The sequence below is a fragment of the Pseudomonas sp. PB101 genome, from assembly GCF_009764265.1.
In the GTDB taxonomy this organism is placed as follows: domain Bacteria; phylum Pseudomonadota; class Gammaproteobacteria; order Pseudomonadales; family Pseudomonadaceae; genus Aquipseudomonas.
Genome location: NZ_RWIR01000045.1, coordinates 59,698 through 77,274, shown reverse-complemented (window position 1 = coordinate 77,274; position 17,577 = coordinate 59,698). Strand labels below are relative to the sequence as shown.

The following is a 17,577-nucleotide window of genomic DNA, read 5'->3' as shown; positions in this document are numbered from 1 at the left end:
GCCATGAAACTGTCCGGCTCACAAAGGCCCGGGCCAAAGCTGTTGCCGCCCATTCAGGCGGGCAGGCTTTCCAGCAAATCGACCAACTCATACTCCATGAAGTCAGCGAGCCCCAGCCAGTCCTGGCGCTCCTGGCACTCGAGCATTTGCCTGAGCATCAAGGCCCAGGCCTGCTGGACATCCTGGGGCGCCCGCGCAAACAGGCGCTGCGTCTCATCGAACAGATCAACCATGATCAACGCCGCTTCGACATCACGCCCCAGGCGAAACAATCCCGCGCACTGCCGGCTGCCGTCGATGCCCTTCGCTTGAAACTTCATTGCACGAAATCCTGGTTGAATTGCGTACCGGCAATCATTGCCCCTGCCCGGCTGCTATTGAAAAAAAGCACCTCGGGATGCCTGGCAATGTAACGCTCGAGCTCGCACAGGTAGCTGCGGAAATTGAGCTGCGTCTTGACCTTCTGCCCATGACCATCGTGCACCCAGTGCCTGGCCTGGTTCACTGGCGGCCCCAGGTCACCATCGCTCCAGCCGGTATGGGTCCTGTTCATGGGAAAGGAGAAATCGGCACCGAATAGCGTGATGCGTTGCGCGCCCATCTTCACTGCCAGATCGACCGCAGGATGGATCACGCTGCCGCTGACGTAGAGTTGTCCGCGCGGGTGTTGCTCACGCAACGCGGCGTAGACCGGGCTGGCGGAGTAACCGCCGTAACGCTTGCCTTTCCAGGCCTTGAGCATGGCTGGATCGCTCAACGGCAAGTACACCAGCGGAATGCCTTCGGAGCCCTCGCCCGGCAAGTGCAGGGCACTGATGCGCTGGTCGATGCTCACGACCAGGTCAGGTTTTATCCCGTGCTCGCGAAGGGGTCTGTAGGCGGTGTCGACACTGATGAACAGCGGTCGCGACGCTTGATTGCGCACGGCGGCCAGGCGCTCGAAATTCCCTTCAAGGCTTGGCCCTGTCCCGATCACATAGATCTCACGTTCGGGACAGGTGCCAAACAGCTGCGCCACATCAGCATCGGCCAGCAGCACGTCGAGGGTATCGTGCAAGCGCTGCACAATGACCGGCGACTGCGGGTCGAAATCACGATTGTTGAAACTCAGGTGCACTTCGCTGACCAGGCGATCACGAATCTTCGCACTGAAGTCATCGGCCAGCAGCATTTCGGCCGGCAACGCAAAAAACGGCGTGCAGATGTCCGACATATCGCCGGCATACAGCAGTTGCACGCGCGGATCGCCCAGCCATTGGCGCTGGTCGATCAGTTGCAACACCAGCGCGAACAGTGCGCCGTTGAGAATATGGACGTAGAGCTTTTCAAGCCCCGCGCGCTCGAGCAGAACCGAAGGCAAATCGCCGAAACCGGTGCCGTAGACGTGCAGCTGTGGTTTATCGAGCGGGAGGCTGGCGGCCTGCAGGTGCGCCTCGTGCAGGCGATCATGACGGCTGGTGAGCTGGATGCCGCCCACGCTCAACGTCGAGTCCCGACCTTCGATCAGGTTGACCTCGATACCCAGACGATCTTCCGTTATCAGTCGCGCATACAGCGACGGCCAGCGCCGCTGGATAACCTGAGCATTGTCTGCAAAAAATTCGCTCATGCTACCTCGCATTCCTTACAAGCAAAAAAGCGCTCAAGGTTAACCCTTGGGCGCTTTTTTGTACCGGTCTTTTTATTAAAAGACTTTCACTCAAGGACGATAGATGATCGCCGAACCCCATGACAGCCCCACTCCGAAACCGCTGAGCGCAACACGCTTCCATTCGGAATCGAGAATATGCTTTTCCAGCAGCAATGGAATGCTCGACGACACCGTGTTACCGGTCTCGACCATGTCCTTGATGAACTTCTGCGGGCATTCCTCGAAGCGCCGTGCGACCGCATCGACAATCGCCGCGCTGCCCTGGTGAATGCAGAACGCATCGATGTCGTCTGCGCTCAGTTGCGATTCGCCGAGCAACTCATGCAAATGCGCCGGCACCTTGAGCAGTGCAAAGTTGAATACCTGGCGGCCGTTCATGAAAAACACGCCGTCGGTGACTTTCAAGTGCGGAGCGCCGGAACCGTCGGTGCCGAACTTGGCCTTGCCCAGTGCCCAGGTCGGGTCTTCACCCATCCAGGTCGCGGTGGCGGCATCGCCGAACAACATGGTGGTGTTGCGATCTTCCGGGTCGACGATCTTCGAATACGGGTCGGCAGTGATCAGCAGGCCGTTCTTCAGGCCGGCGGCTTCCATGAAGCCCTTGATCGCATAGATGCCGTAGACGTAACCGGAACAGCCCAGTGAGATATCGAACGCAGCGACGTTGGTCGACAGGCCGAGCTTGTCCTGCACGATGGCCGCGGTGTGCGGCAGGCCTTCTTCGTCACCGTTCTGGGTGACGACGATCAACGCATCGATGGATTCACGTTTCAGACCAGGGTTACTGGCAAACAGCGCATTGGCCGCCTCTACGCACAGATCGGAAGTTTCCTGATCAACGCCCTTGCGCGGCAGGAAAGCCGAACCGATCTTGCCCAGGATGAATTCTTCATCCTTCTCGAATTTTGCACCTTGTGCGTAATTGTCCACGCCGGCTACAGGAACGTAGCTCGCAATGCTTTTTATGCCAATCATTACGGCTTCCCAATAATAAACAGCCCAATACCACCACTCGCAGGAATCGAGGGGCGCCGACAAACCTGGATTTGCGTCGCGTCAGGGCGACGACCGGAAAGCGCAAAGGGCTATCACTGAACCCGATAAAGGGTCAGGCGCCATCTTCCCGGCCAATACAATACAGTGAAGATGCGCGTTATGACTCGCAGGTCACGCTATTTTGCCGAATCAGCCCGACAATGGGTCACTCGACCAACGACCAGTCCAGCGCTGTGCCACGCTTGATGGCCTGCCTGGCACGGCGTCCCAGCAGGTTTGGGGCATGCTTGGGCGCCAGCCCGAGCCCCGGACGGATGGCTCTGGTGTTGGTCACGTCGAAGGGCTCGCCGGCCGCCATGTCCCGGGTGACATACAACGATCGACGGTACACCAGGGATGGCCGTTCGGCCTCGGTGACGCCGTAATGCACCTGGCCCATGGCTTGCCAGGCGCGCTCGGTCTCGATCACCAGGCTGGCCAGCTCAGCGGGTTCCAGCGAGAAAGCGGCATCGACGCCTCCGGCCGCACGGTCGAGGGTGAAATGCTTTTCCACCACCGTTGCGCCCAGCGCCACCGCCGCCACGGACACACCAACGCCCATGGAGTGATCGGACAGCCCCACCTGGCAATCGAACAACTCGCGTAAATGAGGGATCGTGCGCAGGTTGCTGTTCGCCGGTGACGCCGGATAAGTGCTGGTGCATTTGAGCAGCACCAGGTCCTTGCAGCCGGCCTCGCGGGCGGCGCGCACGGTTTCATCGATTTCGGCGATGCTGGCCATGCCGGTGGAAATGATCAGCGGCTTGCCCGTCGCGGCCACCCGGCGTATCAGCGGCAGGTCGGTGTTTTCGAAACTGGCGATCTTGTAGGCCGGCACGTCGAGGCTTTCGAGGAAGTCCACGGCGCTCTCATCGAAGGGCGTGGAGAACGCCAGCAAGCCCAGCTCCCTGGCGCGAGCGAAGATCGGCGCATGCCATTCCCAGGGTGTGTGGGCCTTTTCGTACAACGCGTACAACGAAGTACCGGCCCACAGGCTGTTCGGATCCTTGATGAAAAACTCGCCCTCGGCCAGGTCCAGGGTCATGGTGTCGGCCGTGTAGGTCTGCAGCTTCAACGCATGCGCACCGGACCTGGCGGCGGCCTCGACGATTTGCAGTGCCACCTCCAGGGACTGGTTATGGTTGCCGCTCATCTCGGCAATGATGAATGGCGGCGCATCGGCACCGATCAGGCGCTCGCCAATCTTGAAGCTATTCATCTGCGGGATCCTTCAATACGCGCGTGAACGCGCAGTCACTCTGGGTAAAACCGGCTTCACCAAAGACTTTCAGCGATGGCCGGTTAGCCGGCATTACCTGGGCGGTGAGCGATTCCAGTTGCGGCCAACGGGCCTTCACAAAGGCTTCTCCACGGGCCAGCAGCGCCCTGCCCCAGCCCAGGCCGAACCGGCCTTCGAAGAGATAAATCGACACCTCGGCGGTAAAGCCGCGCAGGTCATAACGCAACACACCGACAGGACCGTCATCGGCCTCGGCGATCAACAGCAGCCGCCTTGGATTGCTCAGGCTCGCGGTCAGCCAGTTCTGGTGCGCGGGCCATTCGATCACGCCGGTCTCCAGCGACCAGCGCCGCACGGCCTGGGCATTGCGCCCCTCGAACAACAGCTGCGCATCGCCCGGGGTCGCCGCACGCAACTTCAGCACCGCACCGGCCAGCGCAGCCGCCACCCGCAGCGCACCCCGGCCATCGACAAGCTGGCGCGACTGCCGGGCCAGACACTGGCGCAAACCCTGGTTACCCGCGACAAAGCCGATGGCCTGGCGCAGTTGCTCGACACTGACGTGCTCGCGGGCCCCCATGAACACATGGGCGCCCGAGGTCGCCATGACCTCGCCGTTGGCCTGCTGGTTGTTCGACACGGCAATGCAAATCGTCGGCAGCCCCATGGCTGCGCGCTCCCAACTGGTACCGCCGCCGGCGCCGACAAACAGGTCGGCTTCGGTCATCAATCGATAGAAGTCGCTGACAAAACTGTGCAGGCGCCAATGGGGACGACTGGCCGCCAACGCCTGCATCTGCGCCCAGGCGGGGTTGCCGGCACCGGCGACAAAATCGACTTCCAGGTCGGTGAAGTCGGCCATCGCCAGCATGGCGTGATGAGTCTGCATGGCCGCGTCGAAACCGCCGAAATTCACCAGCACACGCTGGGCCCGGGGCTTGATTTCAATGGCCGGGCAACAGAATTCGTCGCGCAACATGGCGAACCGCGGACCGAACAACGTCCGGCAGCCCGGCGCCAGCAGCGATGTATAAGCCTCTGGCGTACCCGAGAGATTCTGGTTGAGCAGCAAATCGGCGCTGTAGGTGCGCGTGGCGAGGTCGTCCACCACGGCGATCCGTGGCGCAAAGCGCCGGGCGGCCGTCTGCCAGTGATGATCGAGGCCGTAGTGGTCGACAATGATCCAGTCAAACGCCGGCTGCGGGTCCAGCAACGGCTCCAGCGCGGCGATGTCCGCCTGCCATGGCAGCATGGATTCGATGGCCTGCCGGGGGTCTTCGTCGTTGTAGCGCTCGGGCAGTTCAAAGGTTTCGAAACCTTCGGCGCGCAATGCTTGCAGCCGATGCCCCGGCAGCAGGCGACAGGCGAAAGCCACGTGACTGCCCTGCCTGCGCAACACGCGGGCCAGGCACAGGCAGCGCGCGATGTGGCCGCTGCCGATGGTCGGCGAAGCGTCAGAGCGAATCAGCACCCTCATTGCAGCTCACCCCCGGCCTTGAGCGCGGCATACAGGTACTCTGCGCGCTTCCAGTCCTGCGGCGTGTCGATGTCCTGCACCAGATGCCGCGGCAGGATGACCGGCAGGCTGGACGGCGAATACAGCACCTCGCCACGCCGCCACGCATCGCTGCGGCCCCAGTAGAACTGCCCGGCATCCTGATAGGCGACTGACAGGTCCTGGGACCGGGTATCGCGGAACTGCGGGTAGAGCGCCGTCAGTGCGCCGTGATCATCAAGGGTCAGGGCCCGCTGAACCGGAAAACCGAAGTCGCACACCGAAAAGGCGAACGCCTTGTGGGGATGCTGCTTGAGCAGGTTCAGCCCCTGGTCGAGAAATCGCGCCTGCAACAACGGCGCAGTCGCGTAGATGCAACAGGCGTGATCGAACTCGTCACCCTGTTCGCTCAATACCTGCAACGCATGGGCAATCACCGCGGCGGTGCCCGTGAAATCGTCGGCCAGTGCCGCCGGGCGCATGAAGGGCACCTGGGCGCCACAGTCGCGCGCCAGCCCGGCGATTTCCTCGTCGTCGGTGCTGACCACCACCCGGGAAAACAACCCGGACTCCTGCGCCACCCGAATCGAGCGGGCAATCATCGGCACACCGGCGAACGGCTTGAGGTTCTTGCGCGGTATGCGTTTGCTGCCACCGCGGGCCGGGATGATGGCGACGTTGTTCAACGGCGTTTTTCCAGGACAAACCAGGTGATGTCGTCCACCGGGAATTGTGGATCGCGGTGGTAGGCAAAACCGTAGTCGACCAGTTGCAGGTCGTCATAGCGATCGAGCATTTCACCGGCAAAATCGCGCTTGAACAACTTGCCGCTGTTGCCGCGATACGAGACCTCGACCGGTGCCGGGTTGTAGTACTCGGCGATCAGAATGTAGCGCTGGCTCAGTTCATAGAGTTGCGCATAGGCGGCCGGCAGCAGCTCCGGCGCCAGGTGAATCAGCACGCCCTTGCTCAGGGTCAGGTCGAAGGTGCGCTCGCGAGGGAAATCGAACAGCGAGCCTTGCCAGATGTGGCCAATGCCCAACGCCCGGACAGCGGCACAGGCACTGGCATTGATCTCCACGCCGAACAATTCGCAGCGCGGCAACAGCTGATGCAGCGCCTGCAGATTGTTGCCGGCATTGGTGCCCAGTTCCACCAGGCTGTCGATGTGCCCGACCCGTGTCAGCGCCTTGGCAAACAACGCCAGGTTGGCGGCCACCAGCGACTGCCCGAGATTGCGCTCGACGTACTGGTTGCCGAATTCGCCCTGCCAGAAAGTTTCCTGCTCGGTCAGCTCACGCATCACACATTTCCCACGCGCCGCAATGGCTGGATTATCTCGATCAACTGGCGCATTTGCTCGACCACATAGTCCTGCTGCTCATCGCTGAGCAACGGGTACAACGGCAGGCTGATGGCTTCGGCGTAGTAACGCTCGGCCTGCGGGAAATCACCTTCGGCGAACCCAAGGTCCCGATAGTAAGGCTGCAAATGCACGGGAATGTAGTGCAGGTTCACCCCGATCCCGGCGGCCCGCAAGCCCTCGAACACCTCACGATGAGTGAGGCTGATCTGATCGAGTTGCAGGCGCACCACATACAGATGCCAAGACGACTCGGCCTCGGGCTGCGCACCGGGCAGGGTCAGCGGCAAATACGCGAGCAGGCGCTCATAGCGTGCCGCCAGTTCGCGCCGGCGCTCGATGAACTCATCCAGTTTGTTCAACTGCGACAAGCCGAGCGCCGCTTGCAGGTCGGTGATGCGGTAGTTGAAACCCAGCTCCACCTGTTCGTAGTACCAGGGGCCGTGGCTGGGGCCGCTCATTTGTTGCGGGTCGCGGGTCATGCCGTGGCTGCGCAGGCGCTGCAGACGCTCGGCAAGTTCCGGGCTGTTGGTCATGACCATGCCGCCCTCGGCACTGGTGATGATTTTCACCGGATGAAAGCTGAACACGGTCATCGCGGCGAACTCGCCACACCCCACCGGTCGCCCTGCGTAGGACGCCCCGACAGCATGGGCCGCGTCTTCGATCACGGTAAAGCCGTAGCGCCTGGACAGTGCGGCAATCCTGCGCATGTCGCAGCTCTGCCCCGAGAACGCCACGGCCACCAGCACTTTCGGCAGCCGGCCTTCACGCTCCGCACGCTCGAGCTTGACGGCCAACGCCGTGGCATCGAGGTTCCAGGTCAGCGGGTCGATATCGACAAAATCCACCTCGGCGCCGCAGTAGCGTCCACAGTTCGCCGAGGCGAGGAAGGTGTTCGGCGTCGTCCACAACCAGTCGCCCGGACCGAGCCCCGCCGCCAGGCAAGCGATGTGCAGGGCCGCCGTGGCATTGCACACCGCCACGGCAAAACCGGCTTCGCAGCGCTCGGCCATCGCCCGCTCGAAGCGCTCGATGGTCGGCCCCTGGGTCAGCCAGTCAGACTGCAATACATCGACCACGGCGTCGATGTCCGCCTGATCAAGGCTTTGCCGAGCGTAAGGAATCATGCTGGCATCCAGGCATGGGCAAGCGTGTCCCGCACACGACGGGCGCCATGACGCTCGAACGCAGCGGTACCGCCTGAGATGAAGATCGATTTTGCGTTGAACATGCCTTGAATCCCTTATACCTGTTCGCCGGGCCTACCCGAGCAACTGCGCCCAGTTCACCGAAGCGCTTTCACCCAGCACAAAGCCTTTGCCGCTCAAGGCCAGGTTGGCGTTGTAGGCCTGGTCCTGGGCAAAGCCTGCCGCCCACTTGTCACGCAGCGCATCGAGGGTCTGCGGCGCCTGTGGCACCTCACCCGAATGAATGACCTGTACCAGCGGCGTCCACACGGTGAGGTATCCGGCCTGGCCAGCCCGCAGGCACAGATCGACGTCGCTCAAGCCGTCGGCGAAGGTCACGCTGTCCAGGCCGTCCAGCTCGTCGAACAAGGCTTTACGCACCATCAGGCACGCCATCGACACCGCCGAGTAGTTCTGCTCCAGCGCCAAGCGGTGCAGGTAACCTTCGGCGTCCTGTTTTTCGCCGACGAAGGCTGAGCCCACGCCACCGTTCATGCCGAGGATCAGGCCGGCCTGGGTGACCTTGCCGTCGCGGTCGATCAACTTGGGACCGACTACGCCGACTTCCGGACGCTGGGCGTGATTGAGCAGCGATTCGAGCCAGTTCGGGTTGACCACTTCACTGTCTGCGGCCAACAGCACCAGGTACTCGCCCTGCGCCTGCTGGCTGGCCGCGTTGTACAACGCCACTTCACTCAGGGTCTGGTCGGCACGCAACACGCTGACTTTCGGATGCTGGTAGGTGCCCAGCCAATCGTTGACCTCGGCCGACTGATTCGGGTTGAGCGCTATCAGCACTTCGTACTGGATGTAGCGGGTCCGCAGCAACACGGCTTGCAGACACTGTTGCAACGCCGCCAGGTCATCCCCGGCCGGCAGGATGATCGACACCAGCGGGCGTTCGGTATGGCGGTAATCGATCTGCCAGGTGCCAGGCACCGTCGACGTGACCTTGGCCTTGTAGCCGCGATTGCCCAGGTGGCGCATCAACGCCAGGCGCTCATCGGCGTTTTCTTCCAGTGCCGGCGCCCGTGCAATCACCAGCGGCTCGTCCAGGTGGGCCAGCCCGTTGAGGCCGCCCTGCTCGATGATGCGCAGCAGCAAGTCGAATTCCAGGGCCTTGCTGAAGTCAGGCTGGTAGCCGCCGACTTCGATGAACACTTCCCGACGGATCAACCAGTGACGCGCCATCAGGGCCGGCAGGCTTTGCAGCAAATCCAGGTTGAAGCCCGGACGGAATACATCCACCAGTGCGCCTTCCGGGGTGCGCTGGATTTCGTCGGTGGCGACGGCGCGGCATTGCGTGTCAGACAGCAGTTCCAGGCTGGCGCGCAACAGGCCGCCGGCGGTGAACTCGTCGCCGGCTTCAACCAGCATCAACCAGTCGCAAGGCGACTGACGAGCACTCTGGTTCAGTTTGTCGACATAGTTGCTTTGCGTGACCCGGACAAAGTGCAAGGTGTTCTGCGCCGTGGTCGCCGCCGGTGCTTCACCGGTGGTGAAGATCACAATCCTGAAGGCCTTGCCGTGACCTTCGAGCAGGCTGTCGAGAGAGACTTGCAGCTTGTCGATATCGTTATCCAGGTCCAGCAGGAAGATCCCGAACTGTGGACCACCGTCGTTGGCCGCCAGGTACCGGTTGATCGACTCTGCCTCTTCGGCATCCGGCTGGCGGGGCGCGAGCCATTTGAGCAGTCGACCGGAGAGCATCTTGTCGAATGTCGCACGGTTGCCTTCGACCGACACTGCCTCGAGACGCGCGGCCCAGTCAGTCATGGCCTGCGCTTCTTCGTCTTCGCCCAGCAGTTCGAGCTGCGCCGCCAGGCGCTTGACCACCGTGCGGTTGAACACGTTGCTGTCGTGGGCTTGCCACAAACGGTCGACCACACTTTCCGGCGTGTCATTGTTACGCGCGAGCATCAGGCTCTGCTGACGGGTCCAGACACCCTCCAGGCCCTGCAACTGGACACGACCGGCCGGCATGGCGTGCAACAGGAATTCGAACTGGGTCAACTGATCGAAAAACTGCTGATTGTAGAACGGCATTTCAACGTATTGCTTGGGACCGAAACGGCGCACAGGGCCGGTCTCGACACTGGTCCACGCAGACTCGAAAATCAGCTCTGTCGTCAGCGCCCGGCCTGTGCGCAGGCTATCGGCCAAGGCTTCAAAACTTTGCAGCGCGAACTGCCGGCCTTGCTCCGGGTCCTCGCCTTGAACCTGAGTCGGCAGCCCGAAAAGGAACGCGGCAAAGTCTTCGCGTTCGGCGACCGTCCTGGCATCGGTATGCGCCAGCGTGTGGAAGATCTCGGTGTTGTGGTCCGAGTACCCGTAGTTCATCTCGCGCACCACATACGGGATCGGCAGAATCCGCGCCTTGCCCCGCGCCAGCATGTAGTGCGTGTGACCGATTTCCTGCCACTGGAAGGACGTATCGTGAGGCATGACCTGATACCAGTCACGGACCAGGTCCGTGCGCTGGACTGCATAGAATGGCGGGAGGTACTGGTGCATGTAATCGAGCACTCGCTCCTCGGCGTTCTCGGAGCAATAGTCTTCGCAGACTTTCTTGTCACGCCGGAAGTAGCTGACGCTATTGGGTTGTGACAGGTACATCATGCTGTAGCCGTGGCACAGGCCGTAGTCGGGATTGGCCGCCATGAACGCCACGGCTGCGCGCAGGGCGTCATGCACATGGAAGTCATCGTCGGCGGCAAACACCATGAGTGGAGTGGTCACTTGCTCCACGCCAAAGGCCAGCTTGGCGCGCACGCCCCAGTAGCCAAACTGCGGGACATGCTGGTAATCCACATTTTCAAACTGTCCGGCCAGGCTTGGCTGACCTTCAGCCGAAGAGTCCAGCACCAGGATCCTGCAAGGCAAGCCGCTGTAGAAACGCGCAGCGCGGCGCAAGAACGCCGGCCGCTCGTGAGACATCAGCACCACGGTCAACTGTTCGTTGAGTGCCAGCCCGTGTTCAGAATTATTGCCTTGCATACATTTCCCCGCATCGGCGAATCGCCGAAAAAACCCAACGATGTCTTGTCGATTACCGTACGCGGCGCAGATAGCCATCCGGCGCGACGGTGATCAGCAGCTTGCTGTGAATGGCCTGGTCGATCTCGAAATCGCGGTTTTCTTCCAGGTAGGCCCATACCGCGGTTTTCGGGTTGTCGCCCTTGCCCCACGGGCGGTCCGGGAAGGCATCTTCCGGCATGTCTTCGACCACGGTATCCATCACTACGCAGTAACTGCCCACCGAGGTCATCGGGGCATAGGCCCGCAGCTCTTCCAGTACGTGCTCGTGGGTATGGTTGGAGTCCAGTACCACCAGCACTTTCTTGCCTTCGACGCGCTGGCGAACCTGTTCGACGATCGCAGGATCGATGCTCGACCCCTGGATCATCTGGATCCGCTTGCTCATCGGGTGCGCTTCGATCGCCTCACGGTTGTGCTGGCGGATATCGATGTCGACGCCCAGCACCTCACCATGGCCGAGCAGTTCCAGCATCGAGGCGTAAAACACCAGCGAGCCGCCGTGGGCGATACCGGTCTCGACGATGATGTCCGGTTGCAGCGCCCAGATGATCTCCTGCATGGCGACCATGTCCTGGGGGAATTGAATGATCGGGCGGCCCATCCAGCTGAAGTTGTAGGTGTACTTGTGTTTGGCGGTCGTGCCGACCCAGTCCAGCGAGGTGGCTTGCAAGGTTTTGTCCTGTTGCAGACCTTCGATGTTGTCTTTTACTTCTTCACGAAACTGCTCATGAGGATTCATTACAGACTCTCCGGAAATTAGTCGCGGTGGTTAGTTGAAAACCCGACCGTCTTGAAAGGAAGCAGGATTGGTCTTGATGGTCCTGGCGGGGCTGCCCACCACGACCGCATAGTCTGGAACGTCTCTGGTGACCACGGCGCCCGCACCGATGGTGACCCAACGGCCGATGCGCAAACGCGGCAGGATCGTGGCGTTGGTGCCGATGAAGGTGCCGTCGCCGATCTCGACACAACCGGCAATGCAGACACCCGGCGCCATGAACACCGAATGACCGATCTGCCCCTCATGCCCGACCACGCTGCCGGCGCTGATGCTGGTGTTGTCACCCAGGCTGACTTGCGCCTGCATGATCACGCCCTCTTGCAGATAGGTGCCGACGCCCATGGTGATCATCGTCAGATCGATGCCCGGGTGGATGAAGTTGCCCAGGGTGCCACCGGCCTCGACGATCTCGCAGGTGGTCCGGTGACGCAGCGCGGTACTGCCGGTGATCAAATTGACAAAGCGCGTGTCGGGGCCTTTCAGCTCGGCCACCCTGTCGGTGCCACCCACCACCGGCACGCCATGAAACAGCGTGCCTTGCTTCGCCGGATCGTTATCGAGAAAGGCGAACTGCAGGTCCGGCTGGCTGCGTTGCAGGGTGAGGATCATCCGTACCGCTTCAGGATTGGCCGCCCCCAGCAGGTAAACCTTCATAGCCGGGTCCTTTTCAGTACCAGTGCGCGCAACACCTCGATGACCCGGTGCTGATCGTCATCGGTCATGTCGTGGTAGCTCGGCAGATTGATCGCGCGCTCCGGCAGCGCATGCGCCACCGGCGAGTCGGCCGTCAGTTCGCTGAACATCGGCAAGGACGACAGCGGCCAGAAGAACACCCGCGCGTCGATATCGGCGGCCTGGAAGGCTGCGCTCAACATGTCCCGCGTGATCCCCAGCTCGCGGTCAAAGACCACGGTGGGCATCCAGTAGCCGTTGCGCGCATGCCCCGGCTCAGGGTTCATGGTCAAGCCAGGCAATGCAGACAGGGCGTCGGCGTAACGGGCGAAAATCGCACGCTTGCGCTCGATCAACTCGTCGATCCGCTCGACCTGCGCGCAACCGACGGCGGCTTGCAGGTTGCTCATCTTGTATTTGAAACCGAGGAAATCCGGCCAGAACTGTTTGCTGCTGCCCGCCACCCGGCCATGGTTGGACAGGGTCAGCACGCGGTCATACAGGGCCTTGTCAGACGTCACGAAGATGCCGCCTTCGCCGGTGGTCATGGTCTTGGTGCCATGAAAGGAAAACGCACCGAACGCGCCCAGCGAACCGGCTGCCTGACCACGCCACTGCGAGCCGATCGCCTCGGCCGCGTCTTCGATGACCGGCAGGCCGAACTCGCGGCCGATGGCCAGCAACGCATCCATGTCGCAGAGATTGCCGTAGAGGTGAACCGCCAGAATCGCCTTGGTCCGTGGGGTAATTGCCCGGCGAACCTGCTGCGGGTCGAGACACCAACTGTCTGCGAGCACGTCGACGAACACCGGCGTAGCACCCAGATAGGTGATGGGCGCGGCCGAGGCGATCCAGTTGGTATCGGCGAGGATCACCTCATCGCCGGCACCGATGCCCAGCGCCGCCATCCCCATGTGCAGCGCGCCGGTGCAACTGGAGGTTGCGATCGCGTACGTCGCACCCACGTGCTCGGCAAAGGACTTCTCGAACCGCGTCAGGTACTCGTAGCAGCGCTCTCCCCAACCATGGCGGACGGCATCGAGTACGTAGTCGGCTTCCAGCTCACCGACACTGGGCTTGGTGTAATGAATTCGGCTCATCGAATGATCAACTCGGGAATGGCAATGACAAAACGACCGTCCCATGCACGAATGCCGGCAAAGGCCTGGGTGATCTCGTCCAGCAGGTTCCACGGCAGCACCAGCACGTAGTCCGGTTTCTCGAGGTCGATCCGCTCCGGCGACACGATCGGAATGCGGCTGCCGGGCAGGTACTTGCCTTGCTTGTGCGGGTTGGCATCGGCCACCCAGGCCAGCAGGTCCGGCTTGACCCCGGCGTAGTTGAGCAGGGTGTTGCCCTTGGCGGCGGCGCCGTAGCCAACCACGCGCTTGCCATCGGCCCTGGCCTGCAACAGGAAGCGCAGCAGGTCATGCTTGATCCGTTCGGCGGCGGGCGCCAGGGTCGCGTAGAACGCCGGGGTTTTCACCCCGGCCGCGAGTTCGGCCTGCAGCTGTTGCCGGACCGCCGGTTGCACGTCGCGACGCTCGCCGTCCAGGCGCTGTACGAACACCCGCAGCGAACCGCCATGGGTCGGCAGCTGGCTGACGTCGAACACCTGAAGACCGTTGCGCTCGCACAGGGTCTGCACAGCGGTCAGCGACAGGTAGGAATAATGCTCGTGGTACAGCGTGTCGAACTGCTGGCCGGCCATCAGCGTCAACAACTGCGGAAACTCGAAAGTCGCCACGCCGGTCGGCTTGAGCAAGGTCGCGAAACCGCCGAGGAAATCGTTGATATCCGGGACGTGGGCCAGCACGTTGTTGGCGGCCATCAGGTCGGCGCCCCAGCCCTCGCCATGCAACTGCGCGGCGCTGTCGCGACCGAAAAACAGCTCACGGATCTCCAGGCCTTTTTCCCGCGCCGCCTGCGCGGTGCTACGGGTCGGCTCGACGCCCAGGCAAGGGATGCCGCGCCTGGCCACGTACTGCAACAGGTAACCGTCGTTGGCCGCGATTTCCACCACGCGGCTGTCGGCGCTCAGGCCGAAGCGTTCGACCATCTCGGCCACATAACGCTCGGCATGGGCCAGCCAGGTGCTGGAGAACGAACTGAAATAGGCGTACTCGGCATCGAACAGGCTGTCGGCGCTGGTGTAGTCCTCGGTCTGCACCAGCCAGCATTGCTGGCACACGGCAACCTTCAACGGCACCCATTGCTCGGCCTGCTCCAGCTGGTCGGCACGCACGTAGGCGTTGGACGGCGGCGAGGTGCCCAGGTCGATCAGCGGCAGGGTCAGCGCGGCGGCGCAACCACGGCAGTTCATAGGCGCACTCCGGCGAAGTGTTCATCGAGCGCCGGATGACTCGCATCGCGCACCGACAGATTATTGACAGGCAACGGCCAGGCAATCGCCAGCCGTGGATCGAGCACCGACAACCCGCCTTCGTGTTCAGGCGTGTAGTCGTTGCTGTGCAGGTAAAGCAGCTCGGCATCGGCAGAAAGGGTCTGGAAGCCATGAGCGAACCCGGCCGGAATCAACAGGCTGCGGCCATCGCCGGCCCGCAGGTGTTCGGCGTGCCAGTGCAGGAAAGTCTCGGAGTCGGGACGCAAATCCACCGCGACATCCCAGACTTCACCGCGCAGGCAGGTGATCAACTTGGCTTCCGGCGCGCGCTCGTTCTGGTAATGCAGGCCACGCACGCTGCCGCGCTCGCGGGTGCAGGAGTGATTGATCTGGCGGATGTGGAACGCCTGGCCGAACGCACTCAGGCTGCCCTCGCAAAACAACCGGGAAAAGTGCCCGCGCTCGTCTTCGAAACGCTTGTGCTGCACGCTGAACAATCCGCTCAGCGGCAACGCCTTCAGCAGGAATTCACTCACAGCGCGCCTCGGTACAGGTTCAATTGCGCCAGGCTGACGGCGCGCATGTCATCGCCGTTCTGCCACGCCAGGTGCCAGTCCAGGGTCTGGGTCAGGCACTGCTGCAGCGACCAGCGCGGTTGCCAGCCGAGCAATTGACGGGCACGGCTGCTGTCCAGGCGCAACAGGCCGGCCTCATGCATATCGCTCGGTTCGATGCGCAGCCCGCGCGCTTGCGGCCAGCGGCTGGCGAGCAGTTCGACGACTTCACCGACGCTGCACATGTCCGCTTCACCGGGGCCGAAATTCCACGCCCCGGCGAATGCCGGGCCTTGCTCGAACAGGCCGGCAGCCAGTTGCAGATAGCCGGCCAGCGGCTCCAGGGCGTGCTGCCACGGGCGCACAGCTTGCGGGTAACGCAAGGTCACCGGCTCGTCCGCCGACCAGGCCTTGAGTACATCGGGAATCAACCGCTCCGGGGCGAAATCGCCGCCGCCGAGCACGTTGCCGGCGCGCGCCGTGGCCAATGCCAGGCCATGCTCGGCATGCTTTTCAGGGGCAAAGAACGAGGCGGCATAGGATTGCGCCAGCAATTCGCAGCAAGCCTTGCTGCTGCTGTAGGGATCGTGACCGCCCAACGCTTCGTTTTCGCGATACGGCCACAGCCATTCCTGGTTGGCGTAGACCTTGTCGGTGGTCACCAGCACACAGGCACGCACGCCGCCCACCTGGCGGATCGCTTCGAGCAGGTTGAGGGTGCCCATGACGTTGCTGGAGTAAGTGCCCAGCGGGTCGCGATAACCTTCGCGCACCAGCGGTTGTGCCGCCAGGTGCAGGACGATTTCCGGTTGGGTTTCAGCGATCAACTCCAGCAACGCACCCAGGTCACGCAGGTCGCCGCGCTGATCGTTGATGCCTTCGTGAACGCGCGCCAGCTCGAACAGGCTCGGCTCGGTGGACGGGTCGAGGGAAAACCCGCTGACCTCGGCCCCCAGGCTTTGCAGCCACAGCGTCAGCCAACTGCCCTTGAAACCGGTGTGGCCGGTGACCAGCACCCGCTTGCCGCGCCAGAATTGCGGGCTCAGTCCCATTGCTTCCATGGGGCCTCCCCGCTCTGCCACAACGCCTCGAGGTGATTCTTGTCACGCAGGGTGTCCATCGGTTGCCAGAAGCCGTCGTGCTGGTACGCCATGAGCTCGCCGCGCGCGGCCAGGCCATCCAGCGGGCCGGATTCCCACGAGGTCTCGTCGCCTTCGATCAGCGGCAGGACCTTGGGCGACAGGACGAAGAAGCCGCCATTGATCCAGCCACCGTCGCCGCGAGGTTTTTCGGTGAAACCCAGGACCTTGTCGCCATCACGATTGAGCGCGCCATAGCGGCCAGGCGGTTGTACCGCGGTGACGGTCGCCAGTTTTCCGTGCTCGAGATGGAAGTCCACCAACGCCCCGATGTTGAGGTCCGACACGCCGTCGCCGTAGGTAAAGCAGAAGGCTTTTTCGTCTTCAAGATAGCGGCGGGCGCGGCGCAAACGGCCGCCGGTCATGGTCTCTTCGCCGGTATCGATCAGCGTGACGCGCCATGGCTCGCTGTAGTTCTGGTGAACATCCATGCGGTTGTTGCGCATGTCGAAGGTGACATCAGAGGTGTGCAGGAAATAGTTGGCGAAGAAGTCCTTGATCGCATAGCCCTTGTAGCCAAGGCAGATCACGAAATCATGGATTCCGTGTGCGGAGTACTGCTTCATGATGTGCCAGAGAATTGGCTTGCCGCCGACCTCGATCATCGGCTTGGGCTTGAGGTGCGACTCCTCGCTGATCCGCGTACCCAGGCCACCCGCCAAAATAACTGCCTTCATCCCCTTCCCCTCTTGTTCGTCACAGGGCTCAGCCAAGCTGTATCAAGCTTTTGCGGGCCATCTGGGTTAAACCTGCCGCCGTTCAGGGCGCATCCGGACTCACCGGAAGTGCTCGTTTTATGGCGATATGAGGGGGACTTGCAGGAAACGCGCCAGCTCTTTGGGTCCGCTACCCGCCAACGCGCTGCGGGTAATTGTAGGAGCCGGCTTGCCGGCGATGGTCGTGAACGATAACGCGTGCAAACCGGATAAACGCGGCGCACTTGAGTCCATCGCCAGCAAGCCGGCTCCTACAGGGATTGCGCGGTCCCTTGTGGGAGCTGGCTTGCCAGCGATGGTCGTTAACGATGACGCGTATGAACCGGGTAAACGCGGCGCACTGTAGGAGCCGGCTTGC

16 protein-coding genes are annotated in these 17,577 nt (G+C 62.3%); all 16 read right to left on the bottom strand.

All coding sequences use genetic code 11. The annotated features are described in order from the left end of the window. Positions 1-53: 53 nt before the first annotated feature. The 16 genes from EI969_RS13410 to rfbF all read right to left on the bottom strand — a co-directional run bounded on the left by EI969_RS13410 (position 54) and on the right by rfbF (position 17,180). Entirely contained in the window at positions 54-320 is a 267-nt protein-coding gene (locus tag EI969_RS13410) for a hypothetical protein (RefSeq protein ID WP_160388242.1), read from the bottom strand. Continuing rightward, positions 317-1,609, bottom strand: a complete 1,293-nt coding sequence (locus tag EI969_RS13405; RefSeq protein ID WP_160388241.1) for a motility associated factor glycosyltransferase family protein — start codon at positions 1,607-1,609, stop codon at positions 317-319. Before EI969_RS13405 ends, EI969_RS13410 begins: the two co-directional genes overlap by 4 nt. A 90-nt stretch (positions 1,610-1,699) precedes the next feature. Next, the gene (locus tag EI969_RS13400) at positions 1,700-2,626 is read right to left on the bottom strand and encodes a ketoacyl-ACP synthase III (protein WP_150716515.1); all 927 of its coding nucleotides are present in this window, start codon (positions 2,624-2,626) and stop codon (positions 1,700-1,702) included. A gap of 226 nt (positions 2,627-2,852) precedes the next feature. Further along, positions 2,853-3,905: a pseudaminic acid synthase gene (gene pseI / locus EI969_RS13395; protein WP_160388240.1), complete on the bottom strand. Its 1,053-nt coding sequence runs from the start codon at positions 3,903-3,905 to the stop codon at positions 2,853-2,855. After that, positions 3,898-5,403 (bottom strand): UDP-2,4-diacetamido-2,4,6-trideoxy-beta-L-altropyranose hydrolase, encoded by a 1,506-nt coding sequence (gene pseG / locus EI969_RS13390; RefSeq protein ID WP_160388239.1) that lies wholly within the window; start codon positions 5,401-5,403, stop codon positions 3,898-3,900. Before pseG ends, pseI begins: the two co-directional genes overlap by 8 nt. Next, on the bottom strand, positions 5,400-6,107 hold the full coding sequence (gene pseF / locus EI969_RS13385; RefSeq protein WP_160388238.1) for a pseudaminic acid cytidylyltransferase: 708 nt from the start codon (positions 6,105-6,107) through the stop codon (positions 5,400-5,402). Before pseF ends, pseG begins: the two co-directional genes overlap by 4 nt. Beyond that, positions 6,104-6,724: a pseudaminic acid biosynthesis-associated methylase gene (locus EI969_RS13380; protein WP_160388237.1), complete on the bottom strand. Its 621-nt coding sequence runs from the start codon at positions 6,722-6,724 to the stop codon at positions 6,104-6,106. Before EI969_RS13380 ends, pseF begins: the two co-directional genes overlap by 4 nt. Beyond that, positions 6,724-7,914: a UDP-4-amino-4,6-dideoxy-N-acetyl-beta-L-altrosamine transaminase gene (gene pseC / locus EI969_RS13375; protein WP_160388236.1), complete on the bottom strand. Its 1,191-nt coding sequence runs from the start codon at positions 7,912-7,914 to the stop codon at positions 6,724-6,726. Before pseC ends, EI969_RS13380 begins: the two co-directional genes overlap by 1 nt. Positions 7,915-8,049: 135 nt before the next feature. Next, entirely contained in the window at positions 8,050-10,971 is a 2,922-nt protein-coding gene (locus tag EI969_RS13370; RefSeq protein WP_160388235.1) for a TIGR00180 family glycosyltransferase, read from the bottom strand. Between the two features lie 52 nt (positions 10,972-11,023). Beyond that, complete coding sequence (locus EI969_RS13365; protein WP_160388234.1) at positions 11,024-11,752, bottom strand: cephalosporin hydroxylase family protein; 729 nt, start codon at positions 11,750-11,752, stop codon at positions 11,024-11,026. Positions 11,753-11,782: 30 nt separating this feature from the next. After that, on the bottom strand, positions 11,783-12,448 hold the full coding sequence (locus EI969_RS13360; RefSeq protein ID WP_160388233.1) for an acetyltransferase: 666 nt from the start codon (positions 12,446-12,448) through the stop codon (positions 11,783-11,785). Then, entirely contained in the window at positions 12,445-13,566 is a 1,122-nt protein-coding gene (locus tag EI969_RS13355) for a DegT/DnrJ/EryC1/StrS aminotransferase family protein (RefSeq protein WP_160388232.1), read from the bottom strand. Before EI969_RS13355 ends, EI969_RS13360 begins: the two co-directional genes overlap by 4 nt. Further along, the gene (locus EI969_RS13350; protein WP_160388231.1) at positions 13,563-14,789 is read right to left on the bottom strand and encodes a class I SAM-dependent methyltransferase; all 1,227 of its coding nucleotides are present in this window, start codon (positions 14,787-14,789) and stop codon (positions 13,563-13,565) included. Before EI969_RS13350 ends, EI969_RS13355 begins: the two co-directional genes overlap by 4 nt. Further along, positions 14,786-15,346 carry a dTDP-4-dehydrorhamnose 3,5-epimerase gene (locus EI969_RS13345; RefSeq protein WP_160388230.1) on the bottom strand — a complete coding sequence of 187 codons (561 nt, stop codon included), beginning with the start codon at positions 15,344-15,346 and terminating at the stop codon, positions 14,786-14,788. The genes EI969_RS13350 and EI969_RS13345 overlap by 4 nt, the downstream gene beginning before the upstream one ends. After that, positions 15,343-16,425 (bottom strand): CDP-glucose 4,6-dehydratase, encoded by a 1,083-nt coding sequence (gene rfbG / locus EI969_RS13340; RefSeq protein WP_160388229.1) that lies wholly within the window; start codon positions 16,423-16,425, stop codon positions 15,343-15,345. Before rfbG ends, EI969_RS13345 begins: the two co-directional genes overlap by 4 nt. Continuing rightward, entirely contained in the window at positions 16,407-17,180 is a 774-nt protein-coding gene (gene rfbF, locus EI969_RS13335; RefSeq protein ID WP_160388228.1) for a glucose-1-phosphate cytidylyltransferase, read from the bottom strand. The genes rfbG and rfbF overlap by 19 nt, the downstream gene beginning before the upstream one ends. Positions 17,181-17,577: the final 397 nt, after the last annotated feature.